Source organism: Streptomyces sp. NPDC051020, assembly GCF_040683105.1.
Classification (GTDB): domain Bacteria; phylum Actinomycetota; class Actinomycetes; order Streptomycetales; family Streptomycetaceae; genus Streptomyces.
Map to the genome: position 1 here is coordinate 1 of NZ_JBFBCG010000116.1, position 14,997 is coordinate 14,997.

The window sequence follows — 14,997 nt, forward strand, 5'->3', positions numbered from 1 at the left end:
CCCGGTACCCGGAGACGGGTACGCCGGGTTCGGAGAGCGGCCTGGAGAAACGGGTCGGTGGCAACACCGGAACCGCGCTTCAGGCCGACTCAACCGTGTAGCTGGGGTCTCTGCCCAGCCGACGGCCGGGGTGATCGATTTGCAGTCGGTCAGGGCAGACGCCGTGGTTGGCGTGGACAGTCGCGGCTTCGACGGCGGCAAGCTGCCGAGGCCCCTACTGCCGGCGGTACGTGTGGAGTCACCATGACAGGATCCGGCTGTGACGTGCGATGTGTGTGGACACGAGATGCGGCAGGCACCGGTAGCGGAATCGCGCATGTCATGGGACTTGCCAGTGAAGGAGCGGTGGTTCTGCTCCTGGTGCTACGCATGGACCGAGCTGGGACACGATCCCCGTGAGGTTTCACGGCCGCAGTACCAGCCCATGTACGGGCGCTGGGAGCGGGCAGACTCACCAAAGCTGCCTGAGGACGTGGCCCACGCCTATGACACGGCCTATGCCTACACAGATTCCGGCGCGACCCTGTGCGGCATAGCGCACGACGACCTCTCTGTATCTCCGTACTTCGGAGCAACGCCTGTTGCGCCTGCAAGGAGACCGCGGCCGTCATTGACCAGCGTTGGCCGCTGGAGATGCGCGGCGGGAACCGTGTTAACCCCACGCCTCCCCCCGGTTCCTGGTGGCCCCTCTTCTAGGAAGTGTTTGAGATGTGCTCGTAGAGGCTGATTGGGCCTGGCTCGGCACCACCCGCCCTACGCGGGCGGTCATCGAGTGCCCCGGTTACCGTTTCTCCGTGGCAGAGGAACCGATAACCATCAAGTTCACGCGCGATCAGGCCTTTGTACTGTCGGACTGGCTCTATCAGGTGATGCACCGGTCCGACGTGCTGGATGACCTGTTGAAGGCAGACCGTGCAGTCTGGTCTCCGATCTACGCAATCTCCGGGGCGCTGGAAACGACGCTCGCTGAGGTCTTCATGCCGGACTATGACGAGCGCCTGAAGGCGGCGCGTCAGCGCCTGCTGGTCGAGATGTACGGCCCGGATGACGAGGCAGAGACAGGGGAGACAGCGTCCTGACACGGGATTGAGGAGTCGATCAAGCCCATGGAACGATCTTGGTATGGCGCGGGGTGATCTGACGGACGAGCAGTGGGAGCGGCTGGAGCCGCTGTTGCTGCCGATACCGAAGATGGGGCGGCCGCCGAGGGACCGGCGGCAGGTCTTCGACGGGATCTGGTGGCGGGCTAGTACTCCAGCCGTAGATCGTGATCTTGCTTGGCCTCTGACAGAAGATCTTGGCTGTTTTCCAGGAGAGTTTGGCGATGTGTCAGCAGCTCCTGGTCACAGTCGCTCGGCCGACCGCGCGGCAGACATGCAGGTCACGTCAGAGACTCGCCCTTGGCGGCGAGCGGGTCACCTGTCACCATCAAGCCGTGGTCAACCTTTCGAAGATCGTGAGGCAGGCAGACGTCCTCCTCGACCTGATGGGCGTGGCGGTCGGCTCGATGCTGTTGGTGGTGGGCATCGAGACGTACCGCGACGGTGGATCGGTGGGCTGGCCCATAGCCGGATCAGTGCTGTTCCTGATCAACCTCTGGGTAGCTGGGCGTCGATTCGCCCGGCGCAGGAGGCCGACTCCGTCGCCGTAGCGGCACCCCGGTATTTCCCGCCCGCTGCCGCCCGATCGGGCACGTGGGGGACGCGGGCGGCTGTCTGGGACGGTCAACGGTCAAGATCACTTGTCGAAGGTCATTGCTGGTAGGGGTCGGCGTGGAGACGGGTGCGGCCACCGCTGATCATCGGTGTGTGAAGACAGAAGACCCTGCGGTGGCCGCAGGTCACAGCGTAGTGCCTGCCCGCTGGCAGGCGATGTTCGAGGACCTGATGGGACGGATCGCGGGCCGCTTCGCGTGGGTCGAACCCCGGCGTCGGACCCGGCAGTTGGTGCTGGGGCTGCTGGCGGACCTGCCGCGCAAGAACTGCTGGACGATCGCCGAGCACACCGGGGACGCCACGCCGGACGGGATGCAGCACCTGCTCGGGCGGGCGAAGTGGGACGCCGACCTGGTCCGCGACGACCTGCGCGAGTTCGTGCTGGAGCACTTGGCCGACGACCAGGCTGTACTCGTGGTCGACGAGACCGGCGACCTGACGAAGGGCACCCGCATGGTGGGCGTGCAGCGCCAGTACACCGGCACCGCGGGCCGGATCGAGAACGCCCAGGTCGCCGTCTACCTCACCTACACCTCCCGGCACGGCCACGCCGGCGTCGACCGCGCCCTCTACCTGCCCAAGTCCTGGACAGGCGACCAGGAACGCTGCGAACAGGCTGCCGTCCCAGAGGATGTGGGCTTCGCGACCAAGCCGCAACTGGCCTGGCAGATGATCGAACGTGCCCTGGACGCCGGAGCCCGGGCCGCGTGGGCGGCCGGCGACGAGGTCTACGGCGACAACCCGAAACTTCGCACGGCGCTGGAGACGTGCGAACTGGGCTACGTGCTCGCGGTCTCCCGCACCCACCACGTCCCCACCTCCGCCGGACCCCAACGTGCCGACCACCTCGCCAAGCACATCCCGCGCCGGGCCTGGCAGAAGCTCTCGGCCGGACACGGCGCGAAGGGACACAGCTACTACGACTGGGCGCTGATCGCCATCACCACAGGCATTCCGGGCCATCAGCACCTGATGATCCGCCGCAACCGCACCACCGGCGAACTGGCCTACTACCGCTGCTACTCACCCCGTCTGGTCCCGCTGTCCACACTGGTCAAAGTCGCGGGAAGCCGCTGGACGGTGGAGGAGACGTTCCAGAGCTCAAAGACACTGGCGGGACTGGACGAGCACCAGGTACGCCGCTGGGGCTACTGGCACCGCTGGGTCACCCTGGCCCTGCTCGCGCACGCCTTCCTCGCAGTCACCACCGCCCTCGAACGCCGCAACCAAGCCCCGGCCGACGATGGGACCAGCCCTGACGGACTGATCCCGCTCACCTGCAACGAGATCCAGCGTCTGTTCACCGCCCTCGTCACCCGTCCCGCCCGCGACACCGCCCACCGACTGCGCTGGTCCACCTGGCGACGACGCCACCAAGCCCGCGCACGCCACAGCCACTACCGCCGCCAAGCAGCCCTTCAACCGTGAAGATCACGATCTACGGCTGGAGTACACCGCCTTCTCGGCGGGCGACGGGGCTCGTCATCGGCAGGTGCTTGCCCGTGCCGGTCCCCACAGCCCCGCCCGTGATCGCGCAGGGAGTATGGCGACCAGATGCCCTGCTCGACGGCTATCGCTTGGCGGCCACGAATCCCCACTGGTCGACCGGCTCGCCGACGGCAGGCTCTTCGGGGCGCCACAGGCTGATCGAGCCGAAGCCCGGCTCCACCAGCTCGAGTCCGTCCGCGAAGCTCCCTATGATCTCCCTGGGACGCGAGATGTACGGCATGGCACCGCCACTGGCGTACTCGTCGGACCCGGCCTGCGTCTCAGGAGTCGCGATGGTGTCGCACAGCATCAGGTAGCTGCCCGCGGGCAGCGCGTCCAAGTAGCTGCGCAGCAGCGCCGCGGCCTCGTCCGAGTCCGCGACGTGTCCCAGCGTCGAGAGCACCATCACCGCCACCGGCCGGTCGAGGTCCAGCGTCCGGCCGGCCTCGCGCAACACCGTCTTCGCGTCCGTCAGGTCCGCGTGCACATAGTCCGTCGCCCCTTCGGGCCGGCTGGTCAGCAGGGCGCGTGCATGGGCCAGGACGATCGGGTCGTTGTCCACGTACACGATGCGTGCTGTCGGCTCGACGTCCTGGGCGACCTCGTGCGTCGCGTTCGCCGTCGGCAGACCGGTGCCGAGGTCCAGGAACTGCCGCACCCCCGCCTCCCCGGCCAGATAGCGCACCGCTCGCGCCTGGAACGCCCGGGAGGCGCGCGCTATCTCAATGATCTGTGGGTACAACTCCTCCATCGTCGCCCCGAGCCGGCGGTCCACCTCGTAATTGTCCTTGCCACCCAGCCAGTAGTTCCACACCCGCGCCGAATGCGGCGTGCCCGTGTCGATTCCGTCCACCGGCGTCCGCATGCCCTGCTCGTCAGTCATCAGCCCTCTTCATCTCGCACATCGGCTGCGCGGACGACCTCCCGTACCGCGCACGCCCATGCTTCCTCACCAGCAACATCCGCACCAGCCCGACAAGGAAGTAACTCCCTTACAGGGCCCGGAGAAAGAACCGGGCACAGACCCGGGAAGACGGGCGTGGTGGACTCGTTCCTGCCGCGAATCAGACTGTCGGGGATCACCAGGGTGGGGCCAGCGTCCACAACGGGGCGTGCCTGGGCCCCCTGGGCGGCCCAGCCGGCTGCGCCGAGGACTGCCCCGCCAACACTGTTGCCTACGAGCCTGCCTCGTAGCCGCGAATGGCGGCCAACCCGCACTGTGTAGGCTGGCCCGTTCCTCGTCGGGGTGGCCCGGAGGCGCGCGACGAGCGTATTAATACGCCACGTTGTACGGTTCGATCCCGTCGAAACGGGCCGCGAGCAACGCGATGTCGTCGTCCCGGTCGCCCGGGCCGAGCATGTCGAGGACATCGTCGCAGAGCGCCTCCAGGGGCGGTGAGTGGTCGGGGCCGCTCAGCAGGCTGGCCGCGGCGAGGCGCTGCCGCAGCTGTTCTATCCCGGTCCACACGTCCCGCAGCCGGGACTCGACCAGACCGTCCGTGTAGAGGAGCAGCGTGGCGCCGGGAGGCGCGTCAAGCTCGATGGTTCTGAAGTTGACTCCGCCGACACCGATCGGCGCCCCTGGCGGGACCTGCACGACCTCCGCCCGGCCGCCGAGGTGCAGAAGGATCGGCGGTGGGTGGCCCGCGTTGGCGATCGTGATCCGATGGGCGACCGGGTCGTACACCGCGTACATGCAGGTCGCCATCCGGTCGGGACCCAGGCGATGTGCCTGAAGGTCGAGCCGCCTTAGAACCTCGTCCGGCGGCAGGTCGAGTCCGGCCAGGGTCTGCACTGTGGTCCGCAGTTGGCCCATGATCGCAGCGGAGGTCATGGAGTGGCCCATCACGTCGCCGACCACCAGCGCCACCCGGCTGCCAGGTAGCGGGATCGCGTCGTACCAGTCGCCGCCGACCCGGGCCGTTTCGGCGGCCGGGAGATAGCGGAAGGCGAGCTGGACACCCGTCGGTTGCGGCAGCGAGTCCGGCAGCATCGTGCGCTGCAGCTCACCGGCGATGTACGCCTCCTGGCCGTACAGGACGGCCTTGTCGATGCTGAGCGCCGTATGGGTGGCGAGTTGAGCTGAGACGAGCAGGTCGTTCGGCTCGAAGGCGGGCCGGTCGGGGCCGCGCAGGAAGACAGCGACGCCGATGACCCGGCGCCGTCCCCGCAACGGGGCCAGGATTACCCGGCGAGGACCTGGCAGGCCGTGCTCGGGGCCGAGCTGCTCCCGCATTGCGGCGTGGGTCCCGGTGGCCTCGCCGAAGACCGGCCGGACACCGCGCAGCACCTCGGCGAGGGCCCCGCCGGAACGCAGATCGCAGCGTTCGACCGCGGGGATCGGGTCCAGGCCGGGGGTGAGCGGCAGCTCCTCGCCCTCCACTTCAGTCAACCGCAGCTGGTCGGTGCGGCGCAGACGCAGTACGAACGGCACGACCGGCCGCTCGTCGCCCACCGGGAGCGGGTCACGGAGGTAGACCAGGATCGTGTCGGAGAACATCGGCACGCTCGCGCGGCACAGCCCGAGCACGATCTCGTCGAGGTCTAGCCCGCGCGAGATACGACGCGTCGCGGCCCCAACGAACCGGACGAGGTCACCCTCTCTCCGGACTGCAAGTTCGGTGCCGGAGCCGGGGGTAGTTGCGCTGGTGGGAGGGTTATCAGGAGTTGTCCCGAACAACGGCTCGTCGTCGTCTCGTACCGTTGGTACGTCCCGTACAACTTGGCCCGGGACGACTCCACCGTGGTTCTCTGCGTTTCCGACCAGCCACCACTCGTTGTCCTCGGCGGCTTCTGGACGGGCCTGGTTCTGTCGGCCGGCCTCCCACCACCCGACGTCCTCAGCGGCTTCTTGAACCGCCTCGTGTTCTCGGTCGAGAACGTCGCGCGCCTTCTGGAGGGCAGCGTCAACTTGGTCAAGAGCGTCATCATCCGCAGTGGTTCCGGCTGGCCCAGGGAGTGCGACTTCCGCTCCGCTCTGTGCCTGGACACCGGGCTCCGTGCCGGGTCTGAGATCGCGGAGCTCCTCCTCGAGCTGGCTGATCTGACGGGCAGCGAGATCCGCGACTTGCTGTGCTCTGTCGCGTTCTTCCTCGGCTCGTGCCAGTTGGAGGCGAAGGTCCTCAGTCTGCTTCTGGGCGCGCTCGAGGCGGCCCTCGGTCCGCAGCTCGTCGACGGGACGAGGGCTGTCAGCGGCGCGGAGAGCATCGAGCTGTCGTGTGAGCTGGGCTACCTGAGCCTGCGTCTGGCCGAGCAGCGCGAAGAGGACTGTGGCCACTTGCAAGGCCTGCAGCCGGGCCTGCTCGCTGACCTCGTATGCCTGCCGCACACGGTTGAGCTCCTCCAGTGCACGGATCGTGTGCTTCTGCGCCTCGACGAGGTTGTACGTCGGATCGGCATGAGCCGCGGTGGGTGAGGTGTTCGCTGCGGCCCACAACCGCCGAACCTCGTCGAGCCGGTGAGCTGCTTCCTGCACCGTTTCAGCCGGAAAGCAGATGTCTGCGACGGCCTCAGCGAGTTCCCACGTCAGACCCACGCCGTTGAGCTGCTCGCGTAACCGCCAGACCGGAGGGACGGATCTTGGACTTCCGTCGAAGTGCTCCGGTGTCAGGAGACGGTGCAGCTTTGCCACCGACACATTGGACGCATCGAGCCAGCCGCGAAGGGTGTGAACGACCTCGTTGATCTCCTGGGACGCCCCGCGAGCCTCCGCCCACGGCCGCCCGGGACGCCTTGCTGCTCCCACGTCGTCCCCCTTCGGATCGGGTTATTGACCAAACAACCCCACGTTGTCCTGCGAACAACATCCAACCGGTTCATCCGCGCAGGTGGAGGGTGGATCGTCAATTCAGGTGGTGCGACGGCGTACCGCAACACGAAGTGAATCTTGGAGGGGAGTCTTGAACGTCACCCACATTCTGATGGTGCTGTTGTCGATCGGCCTGGCGGTGGTCTTCTCGTTCTTCGTGGCCGGCGTCGCGTTCGCCGTCGCACGCTGGGGCGGGAGTCCGGTACCGGAGTCCGTTTCCACGTCGGGCAAGGCGTTCGCGATGGCGCTGATGGTGATCAGCGCTGTGCTCGCCGTGGTACTCGGGGTCTTCAAGTAGGCGGGGCGCCCTGGCCTGGTGTGTACAGGACAAGCTCAAAGTGCGTCCCAACGTTCCTGGGACGATCTCAGCCAGGACTTTCTGGGCGCACACCTGCCGCAGATGCAGAACGGTGATCAGGAGCCGGTCCCTGGCGCAGAGCAGGGGCCGACCGTGGGCTCCGGGGACCTGGCGGCGTTTCCCGCCGCGTTCCTGGGTCGAGGCGATGGTCTGGACAACGACTTCATGGCTGGTCAGCGGCCTGCCACGCCAGTTCATCGTGATATGGGAGAACAACCGATGCTCAATTTTATTCCATTTTGAACTACCCGGCGGAAAGTGACACACAGTGATCGCCAGGCCCGTCTCGGCAGCCAGCGCGGCCAGTTCGGCCTTCCAGACCCGGGTGCGATAGCTGTTGGAGCCGCCCGCGTCCGCGGTGATCAGCAGCCGGGTGGCCAGCGGGTAGTCGTCTCGTCAGCGGGCCTGCGACCAGCGGCGGATGGAGGCGACAGCGAACGCGGAGGTGTCGTGGTCGCAGCCGACGTTGACCCAGCCGGTATCGGCGGAGAGGTCGTAGATGCCGTAGGGGATGGCCTGCTCGGCGTCGGGGCCGACGGCGAAGAAGCTGTGGTCCTCCACCTTGACCGGCTCGCCCTTCGGGCGCCACTCACGGCCGGCGCTGGGCAGCTGACCGAGCTTCTCTTTCTTCTTGGCATCCACGCTGATGACCGGCTCCCCGGACGCTTGGTGGTCCTTGACCTGCTCGTTGATATAGCGGAACTGGGAGTCCCGGTCGGGATGCTGCCTGCCCTCCAGGGTCTTGGCGTTGACCTGGAGGCTGAAGCCGTTTTCCCGCAGCAGCCGGCCCACGGTGGGAGCCGACACGGGATGCCCCTGCCGAGCGAGATCCTCGGCCAGGTGCCGAAGCGACTTCGTCGTCCAGCGCAGCGGTGACATCGGATCACCCCGCTCGTCCGGCTCAACCAGCGCCAGCAGAGCCGGAACAAGCAGCAGGTCCAGCTCCTCGGCACTCTTGCGGCCCCCACCAGCCCGGCGGACCCGGCCACCGGGCAGCGGATCCTCGCCGCCCGCCAACTCGAAGACCCCCTTGCGCACGGTCGTCTCGCTCACCTCCGCGACACGCGCGACGGCCCGGACACCACCGTGCCCCAGCAGCCGGGCCTCGGTAGCCAGCACCAGCCGCCGCTGCCGCTCGTCCAGATGCGGAAACAACACCTCGAATCTCACAGCAAGTTGGTCACAGACCTCGCTCGGTACGCGCATACCACACCAACGCGGCAGAGACCCCGAAGCAACGTGTTGATTCTTTACAAGCCCCTGGCGGGGCGCAGCGGTTCCTGTCCGCGTTCAGCGGTATATCACCGCACTTCCGGCCCCGCCGCCATCTGATGACCGCCCCCGACTACCGCACCGAGATGCAGCACCGCTTCACCACCTGGGAGCAGGTCACCGGCACCGCCGGTCTGTCCACCACGGCCTGAGCACAGGCCCCGAACCAGGCCCCACCATGCCCCGACATACCGTCAGACACCCACACACCCAACAACGCGACAGCGCCTCATGGAGCTCTGCCGCTGAACCGGCAGACACGCTGTCTCCAGCGCTCACGAGCAGCGGCAGCCCTTACTGCTGTCGGGCCGCTTCGCCGAGCATTCTGTCCTGGGGCGGACGCCGGGCTTCGACGATGAGCACGGTCATGCCGGTGTCCGTCCAGGTTCCGTGCTCCTCGCCGGCAGCCCACAACGAGCGGGGGCAGGTGTCTCCAAGGTCAGTCGCCGAGGAGGCGCCAGGCGGTGAGGGCGAGCTTGGCCCGGGTCAGGCCGGTGGGGTCGGTGAGATCAATTCCCAGGGTCTTCACGATCTGGTCGAGTCTGCGGGCGACGCTGCTGTGGTGCAGGTGGAGCAGCTCTGCGGCGCGGCGCAGGGAACCGGTCGCGCAGTAGGTGTCCAGGGTGTCCAGGTCCTCCGGGCTGCCGGCGATCCGGGCGATGGCTGCGACGTCGGTGTCGTCGCGCAAGCTCTCCGGCGGCACCTCTGCCAGCAGCGCCAGTGCGCCCAAGTCTCCGTAGTGGACGGCTGGTTCGCGCCCAGTGGTGAAGCGCAGAGCAGTCCTGGCCTGCCGCCAGGACCGGTCGGGGCTCCCAGGAACGCCGAGGCCCGCGCGGACGCCGGCCGGCAGCCCGGCCAACTCCACGGTGGTGGCCAGGATGACGCCCACGTCGGCGAGCGACGCCGCCTTCACCGGGTGGGCCGGGCAAATCAGCAGCCCGATCCGGTCGAGCGGCAGCGGCGAGCGCACAGCAACCACGCTGAGCGGCCCAGGGGCAAAGCCCAGCAGCCGCAGCGCCCGTGCTCTGGCCGCCTCGTCGCTGTCGGCGGTGATGGCGAGCTCGACCAGCGCCGGGTCGGCCATGGTGGTGCGGGCCGGGCCGTACCGTTCGACGGCGGCCGCGGCGGCGATGGCGAGCCGGTCGAGGAGGACGTCGTCGAGGGGGCCCGGCGGGCCGGGGCGTTCCAGCCATACCGTGCCGATCTCCTCCCCGTCGAGGGTTATCGGCACGGCGCTGGACGCGGGTGCCGGCGGGCCTGGCGCCTGCGTGCCGTGGGGTGAGACGCGGGTGGTCGCGCCCGTGCCGTGCAGTCGGATCCCGGCGACGCATTCGGCCAGGCCCGCCGAGGCCCGCGCGAGGGCGGGCAGGTCGACCCGGCGGCGCATCAGCGTGTCGTAGAACGTGACGATGCGGATCGCCCCGTCGACGTACGGATCGAGCCCGGACAGCCGTATGGCCAGTGCCTCCATGGCAGCAGGATAGGAGGACGGGCTCGTCGGCGACCGCGCCGATCGGTGCGCGATCGGCCCGGGACGCACGACAGTTGGCGGGGGACCCGCGCGGGGGCGGCCGCCAGGATGGTCGTCATGGATCCCGAACTAGAGGCGTTCATTCCGCTGTTCCCCCGAACCGACCTGGCTGACCCGGTCGCCGCCCGTGGCAGGTTCTTCGAACTAGCCGCAGCAGTACCGGCGCCGGACACCACGGACCTGGACGTCGAGGACCGTACGGTGCCCGCGGACCCGGCCGTGCCGGTACGGATCTACCGGCCGCGCCGGGCCGACCGCGTGAAGCGCAGCCAGGCCGTGCTGGTCTGGCTGCATGGCGGCGGGTTCGTCATGGGCGACCTGGACACCGAGCATCCCTGGGCCACCCTGATCGCGAACGGTTCCGGCGTGACGGTGATCTCGGTGGGCTACCGACTGGCCCCCGAGAACCCGTTCCCGGCCGCCCTGGACGACGCCTATGCCGTCCTGCGCTGGACGGCCGAGCACGCGGCCGCCCTCGGCATCGACCCGGAGCGGATCGCCGTCGGCGGCCACAGCGCCGGAGGCGGGCTCGCGGCCGCCGTATCGCTGCGGGCGCGGGACGAGCGGGGGCCGGCGATCTGCTTCCAACTACTCAACCAGCCCGGGCTCGACGACCGGCAGGAGACCTGGTCGGCCCGGACCTTCACCAACACGCCCTGGTTCAACCGCGACAAGGCCGCCGCGTCCTGGCGGCACTACCTGGGCGGCCGGCCGGCCACGCCGTACGCGGCCCCGGCCCGGGCCGAGGACCTGTCCGGTCTGCCGCCGGCCTACATCGCCACTGCGGAGCTGTGCCCGCACCGGGACGACAACATCGCGTACGCGCTGCGTCTGCTGCGGGCGGGCGTGTCGGTCGAGCTGCATCAGTGGCCGGGCACCTTCCACGGGTCCCAGGCGATCTTGTCCGCCGAGGTCTCCCAGCGGCAGAACGCCGAACTCAGCGCCGCCCTGCGCCGCGCCCTGGCCGGCTGAGCCGGGCATCCCGTCCCACGCTCCAACCCACGAGAGGGAGAACATCATGAAGACCCGACTCGCCCTGGCCGCGAGCGCGGCTGCACTCTGCGTCTGCGCGGGCACCGTGGCAGCGGCGCCCGCACCCGGGGGAGGCGCCGCCCAGTCGACCGGTCTCGACACCGACAAGCTCCAGGCCGCCCTGGACGATGTCCACCAGGCGGGCGTTCCGGGGGTGTTCGCGGAGGTCCGCGACGAGGATGAGGCTTGGCGCGGCGCCTCCGGCGTCGCCGACCTCGACACCGGCCGGCCTGTCCGGCCCGGCATGCGCCAGCGTGTCGGCAGCGTCACCAAAACCTTCACCGCCGCCGCGATCATGCAGCAGGTCGAGCAGGGCCGGATCCGGCTGGACGCGCCGATCGGCGATTACCTGCCGCAGCTCGTACCGGGCGACCGCGGCCGGAAGATCACGGTGCGGATGCTGCTCAACCACACCAGCGGCATCGCCGACTACATCCCCTACGCCTTCCCGTCCATGGCCAAGTACCCGCACGTGCCGGAGATGTCGCCGCAGAGCATCGACGACAACCAGCTCCGGCACTTCGAACCGGCCGAGCTCATCAAGCTCGGGCTCGACGCGCCGCCCGCCACCGAACCCGGCGCCGCCAAGGGCGTGTACTCCAACACCAACTACCTCCTGCTCGGGCAGCTCCTGGAGCACGTGACCGGCGTCCCCGCCCAGGAGTACATTACCCACAACGTCATCGAACGCGCCGGCCTGCGGCACACCGGGTTCCCGACCAGCCCGCACGTCGAGGGACCGCACGCGCGGATGTACGAGTCCTTCTACGGGAAGATCGACCCGCCGCGCGACTACAGCGTCTACGACGCGTCCTGGGTCGACGTGTCGGCCGGACTGGTGTCGACCATGCCCGACCTCGGCCGCTTCTACGCCCAACTGCTCGACGGCAGGATCGTCAGCCCGTCGTCCCTGACGCAGATGCAGCAGACCAGCCCGGTCCGGGCCCTGGACGGCTCCACGATCCAATTCGGCCTCGGCCTGGGCAAGGTCGACGTCGGCTGCGGCACCTTCTGGGGCCGCGACGGCTCGGCCTGGGGCGCCGGGACGATCTCCCTGATCCGGGCCGACGGCAAGCGCCGGATGTCCGTCGCGATCAACCTCCAGCGGTGGAACAAGCCGGACGCCTCCGGCCGGCCCCAGCCCCACCCCATCGACGGCGCGCTCACGGCCCTGTACCGGCAGGCGATGTGCGGCGGCGCCACCCACGCCGAGGACGCCTCGTAGGTCCGGATCCCATCCCCCGCCCGCTCGTTGGCCTCCAACGAGCGGGCCAAATCGGCAGGCTTGCCGCAGCCGTCGCTGCACGGTCCGGGTCTTCTTCCCCGAGGGTGAGGACTGAGGCAGCCGGGTGAACACGGCAGATCGGCTCGACGCCGCCGAAGCGGTCCCGGTACTGGTCGACGAACGCTACGAGCGTGTGTGTGGCCGGTCGGTGAAAGTCGGCCCGGGGCGCGGTTCCGGCCTTTCGGCCGGGCCGTTTCCCCGGACCGCTTCCCGAACCCGGCGGGCCAGGGAGCTGGCGATCAATAACTCATCGGTTTGGGTGAGCTGTTGGCCGGTAGGGCGCGCCCCTGGCGTGGGAGGCGCTGCACGGCGAGGAGACACCGCTTCGCACCGTGCTCCCGACGTACCCCTTCGAACGCGAGCGGTACTGGGTCGATCCGCCGCGCGGCGCGCGCACGGCGCGCGCCAACCCGGACGGCCTGGCAGTGCGCGGCTTCCGCCGGGTGGGCCCGGCGACGTGATGATCTGTAAGTTTCTGTCAGTGGTCGTTCGGCATTGTGATGTCAGTGCTGTAGGTATCGGGTTTCTGCTGTTCAGCCTGTTGCGGTCGGGGTTTCGTGTGGTGACACGGATGCCGATCTGGGGCTGACGTTTTTGGCGTTGATGCAGGTCAGTTGGTTGCCGGTCGGTATGACGTGGAGTGCGTTGCCGCTGGTCATGAGTGTGCGGGCGATGCGCCGGAAGTGTCGTCTCTTATCGCGTGGGGTCCAGGTTGTAGCGGATGCCTGTTGCGGTGAGGCGGAGTTGTTCGCCGTTCTGAGCCGTGATGAGGGGGAAGAGCGGGCTGTCGGGGGCGCGGTCGTTGAGTTGTCCGTGGATGCCGGCTGCGTGTATGAGGGGGCGTGTCCAGGTGGGGAGGGGGTAGAGGCGGCAGCGTTGGTGTGCTGCGTGGTCGTGGATTTTGACGGTGGTCGCTGTTTCGTTGATGTCGATGCCGCGGATGAGTGCGAGTTGGCTGATGTGTGCCCTGGTGACTGCGTGGATGGTCAGGGCTGTTGCGTGCAGGGGGTGTGCCACCGTGGTCAGTCGGGCGGCGAGGACGTCTGCTGGTGTGTGGTCATGTCCTCGCGTGGGCGGTGCGCCGCTCGTGGGGGCGAGGTCGGGTGCGCCCTGGCACCGTGTGCGTGCGGGGCGGTCTACGACCGTGCCGGCGGGTGGCGTCTGAGGGGTGATTCATTGCCCGTCGTCTTGGCGGTGTTGCGGTTCCGCAGGTCCCTGTTGCCTCGTCCTTCCGGTACCTGTCGGCGAGTGTTCAGTCCGGTTCAGAGCGATACGGGCCTGGGGGAGGGTGTCGATGAGGCGGTACGGGGTCTCTTTGAGGAGTGTCCTCAGAGCGGGTGTGACCGGTCGGTGCCAGAGGAGGGTGAGGCGGGTGCCGCAGCGTTCCCGTACGGCCAGTAGTTGTCTCTGGCGGGTGGTGGTGAGGCGGTCGGTGCGGCAGACGACGAGATGGTCGATGCGGTGGGTGAGCACCCAGGTGGCGACGGCGTCCCAGGCGGGGCGCTGGGAGTCGGCCCACGTCCCGTACGTCTCGCCGCCCACAGGGAGGCGTTTTCCGAGGGCGTAGAGCAGGTCGTGGGCGAGGGCGGCGGGTGCTCCGTTAGCGGGGCTGGGGTCGACGGTCAGACGTCCCAGGTCCGGGTCGTGCGCACGGTGAGCGGCGGTCGTCCAGTCGGGGTGGTCGTCCTTGTCGATGACGACAGTGACGGCTGGCAGGCCGCCGGTGGGCATTACATGCCGCCGATTTTGCTGTAGACCCAGCGCACGAGGTCTTCGTCGACTTGCTTGAGGTTCAGTTTCTTCATGCCGGCCAGGACATGGGTGGTGATGTTGGCCCAGTTGCGGAAGCTGCCGTGGGCCGCCTGCTTGTCGATCGCGTCGATCAGCGCGGTGTCCACGTCGGCCCAGACGGGGTGGAAGGCGGGGATCGTGGCCCGTACCTCGTCCTTGGACATGCGGGTGAACTCCTGCCAGATGAAGATCCTGGAGGCCAGCATGGGCTCGCGGCGCAGGACCTTGTAGCAGCCGTCGCCCCCGGCGAAGATCACCGCGATGTTGGTGCGTTTGTCGTCCCACAGATGGCGCCAGAACTCGAACCCGGTCTTCTTCATCCACTGCGCCTCGTCACAGACCAGGACCCGGAACTCCTCGGCGAGCGTTTCCTTGAGCAGGATGTCGAACTCGATCGGGCGGGCCGGCGGCTCACCCGGCAGCCCCAGCGCCTGGAAGAGACCGTGCCGGATGTCCCTCGGTGTCGGTCCGGCCCGCAGTTCCAGGCGGTGGGTGATGTCCGGGGCGAGGTGACGCAGCGCCGAGTTCACCGACATCGTCTTGCCCGACCCTGCAGGCCCGTAGACGCACATCATGGCCTTGGCCTCGATGACGGCGGGCCTTTGCCCCTGATTGTGGACATCCTGATCATTGGATCGTGAAGATCCATAGGACAGGAGTTCCCGTTGGGGACGTCGAAGTACTCGCCTGAGTTCCGGGCCGATGCCGTCGCGCTGT

General features: G+C 68.5%; 13 protein-coding genes and 3 pseudogenes. 9 read left to right on the forward strand and 7 right to left on the reverse strand.

Annotated features, from left to right (window positions below; translation table 11 throughout):
• Positions 1-794 precede the first annotated feature (794 nt).
• The 4 genes and pseudogenes from AB0N06_RS34940 to AB0N06_RS34955 all read left to right on the forward strand — a co-directional run bounded on the left by AB0N06_RS34940 (position 795) and on the right by AB0N06_RS34955 (position 3,143).
• Positions 795-1,079 carry a hypothetical protein gene (locus AB0N06_RS34940; protein ID WP_366138713.1) on the forward strand — a complete coding sequence of 95 codons (285 nt, stop codon included), beginning with the start codon at positions 795-797 and terminating at the stop codon, positions 1,077-1,079.
• A gap of 43 nt (positions 1,080-1,122) precedes the next feature.
• Positions 1,123-1,275, forward strand: a pseudogene (locus tag AB0N06_RS34945) (transposase); the annotation flags it as partial.
• A 160-nt stretch (positions 1,276-1,435) separates the two neighbouring features.
• On the forward strand, positions 1,436-1,651 hold the full coding sequence (locus AB0N06_RS34950; protein ID WP_366138714.1) for a hypothetical protein: 216 nt from the start codon (positions 1,436-1,438) through the stop codon (positions 1,649-1,651).
• Between the two features lie 235 nt (positions 1,652-1,886).
• Complete coding sequence (locus tag AB0N06_RS34955) at positions 1,887-3,143, forward strand: IS701 family transposase (protein WP_366138726.1); 1,257 nt, start codon at positions 1,887-1,889, stop codon at positions 3,141-3,143.
• 142 nt (positions 3,144-3,285) lie between these two features.
• On the opposite strand, the gene AB0N06_RS34960 is transcribed toward AB0N06_RS34955, so the two are convergent.
• The gene (locus tag AB0N06_RS34960; protein WP_366138715.1) at positions 3,286-4,086 is read right to left on the reverse strand and encodes an SAM-dependent methyltransferase; all 801 of its coding nucleotides are present in this window, start codon (positions 4,084-4,086) and stop codon (positions 3,286-3,288) included.
• A 393-nt stretch (positions 4,087-4,479) separates the two neighbouring features.
• Positions 4,480-5,811, reverse strand: a pseudogene (locus AB0N06_RS34965) (GAF domain-containing SpoIIE family protein phosphatase); the annotation flags it as partial.
• A gap of 114 nt (positions 5,812-5,925) precedes the next feature.
• On the opposite strand from AB0N06_RS34965, the gene AB0N06_RS34970 reads away from it, so the two are divergent.
• Together AB0N06_RS34970 and AB0N06_RS34975 are read left to right on the forward strand one after the other, a co-directional pair.
• The gene (locus AB0N06_RS34970; protein WP_366138716.1) at positions 5,926-6,618 is read left to right on the forward strand and encodes a hypothetical protein; all 693 of its coding nucleotides are present in this window, start codon (positions 5,926-5,928) and stop codon (positions 6,616-6,618) included.
• 484 nt (positions 6,619-7,102) lie between these two features.
• Positions 7,103-7,309: a hypothetical protein gene (locus AB0N06_RS34975; RefSeq protein ID WP_366138727.1), complete on the forward strand. Its 207-nt coding sequence runs from the start codon at positions 7,103-7,105 to the stop codon at positions 7,307-7,309.
• Between the two features lie 45 nt (positions 7,310-7,354).
• Here the strand turns inward: AB0N06_RS34975 and AB0N06_RS34980 are convergent.
• Both AB0N06_RS34980 and AB0N06_RS34985 read right to left on the reverse strand, forming a co-directional pair.
• Positions 7,355-8,575 (reverse strand): annotated as a pseudogene (locus AB0N06_RS34980) (ISAzo13 family transposase); the annotation flags it as partial.
• 505 nt (positions 8,576-9,080) lie between these two features.
• Positions 9,081-10,112 carry a helix-turn-helix domain-containing protein gene (locus tag AB0N06_RS34985; protein WP_366138717.1) on the reverse strand — a complete coding sequence of 344 codons (1,032 nt, stop codon included), beginning with the start codon at positions 10,110-10,112 and terminating at the stop codon, positions 9,081-9,083.
• A gap of 117 nt (positions 10,113-10,229) precedes the next feature.
• Between AB0N06_RS34985 and AB0N06_RS34990 the strand changes: the two genes are divergently transcribed.
• The 3 genes from AB0N06_RS34990 (at position 10,230) to AB0N06_RS35000 (ending at position 12,950) form a co-directional block, all read left to right on the forward strand.
• Positions 10,230-11,144: an alpha/beta hydrolase gene (locus tag AB0N06_RS34990; protein WP_366138718.1), complete on the forward strand. Its 915-nt coding sequence runs from the start codon at positions 10,230-10,232 to the stop codon at positions 11,142-11,144.
• A gap of 46 nt (positions 11,145-11,190) precedes the next feature.
• Complete coding sequence (locus AB0N06_RS34995; RefSeq protein ID WP_366138719.1) at positions 11,191-12,429, forward strand: serine hydrolase domain-containing protein; 1,239 nt, start codon at positions 11,191-11,193, stop codon at positions 12,427-12,429.
• 392 nt (positions 12,430-12,821) lie between these two features.
• Positions 12,822-12,950: a hypothetical protein gene (locus AB0N06_RS35000; protein ID WP_366138720.1), complete on the forward strand. Its 129-nt coding sequence runs from the start codon at positions 12,822-12,824 to the stop codon at positions 12,948-12,950.
• Between the two features lie 232 nt (positions 12,951-13,182).
• On the opposite strand, the gene AB0N06_RS35005 is transcribed toward AB0N06_RS35000, so the two are convergent.
• From AB0N06_RS35005 to AB0N06_RS35015, 3 genes are all read right to left on the reverse strand, one after another.
• Positions 13,183-13,506 (reverse strand): hypothetical protein, encoded by a 324-nt coding sequence (locus AB0N06_RS35005; RefSeq protein WP_366138721.1) that lies wholly within the window; start codon positions 13,504-13,506, stop codon positions 13,183-13,185.
• A 156-nt stretch (positions 13,507-13,662) separates the two neighbouring features.
• Positions 13,663-14,220 (reverse strand): hypothetical protein, encoded by a 558-nt coding sequence (locus tag AB0N06_RS35010; RefSeq protein ID WP_366138723.1) that lies wholly within the window; start codon positions 14,218-14,220, stop codon positions 13,663-13,665.
• Complete coding sequence (locus tag AB0N06_RS35015) at positions 14,220-14,816, reverse strand: ATP-binding protein (RefSeq protein ID WP_366138724.1); 597 nt, start codon at positions 14,814-14,816, stop codon at positions 14,220-14,222. Before AB0N06_RS35015 ends, AB0N06_RS35010 begins: the two co-directional genes overlap by 1 nt.
• Positions 14,817-14,997: the final 181 nt, after the last annotated feature.

Excerpts from the sequence above, each read along its gene's own strand:
- AB0N06_RS34955 (WP_366138726.1), top strand. The coding sequence starts at position 1,887 with ATGGGACGGATCGCGGGCCGCTTCGCGTGGGTCGAACCCCGGCGTCGG.
- AB0N06_RS34960 (WP_366138715.1), bottom strand. The coding sequence starts at position 4,086 with ATGACTGACGAGCAGGGCATGCGGACGCCGGTGGACGGAATCGACACG.
- AB0N06_RS34985 (WP_366138717.1), bottom strand. The coding sequence starts at position 10,112 with ATGGAGGCACTGGCCATACGGCTGTCCGGGCTCGATCCGTACGTCGAC.
- AB0N06_RS34990 (WP_366138718.1), top strand. The coding sequence starts at position 10,230 with ATGGATCCCGAACTAGAGGCGTTCATTCCGCTGTTCCCCCGAACCGAC.
- AB0N06_RS34995 (WP_366138719.1), top strand. The coding sequence starts at position 11,191 with ATGAAGACCCGACTCGCCCTGGCCGCGAGCGCGGCTGCACTCTGCGTC.
- AB0N06_RS35010 (WP_366138723.1), bottom strand. The coding sequence starts at position 14,220 with ATGCCCACCGGCGGCCTGCCAGCCGTCACTGTCGTCATCGACAAGGAC.
- AB0N06_RS35015 (WP_366138724.1), bottom strand. The coding sequence starts at position 14,816 with ATGTCGGTGAACTCGGCGCTGCGTCACCTCGCCCCGGACATCACCCAC.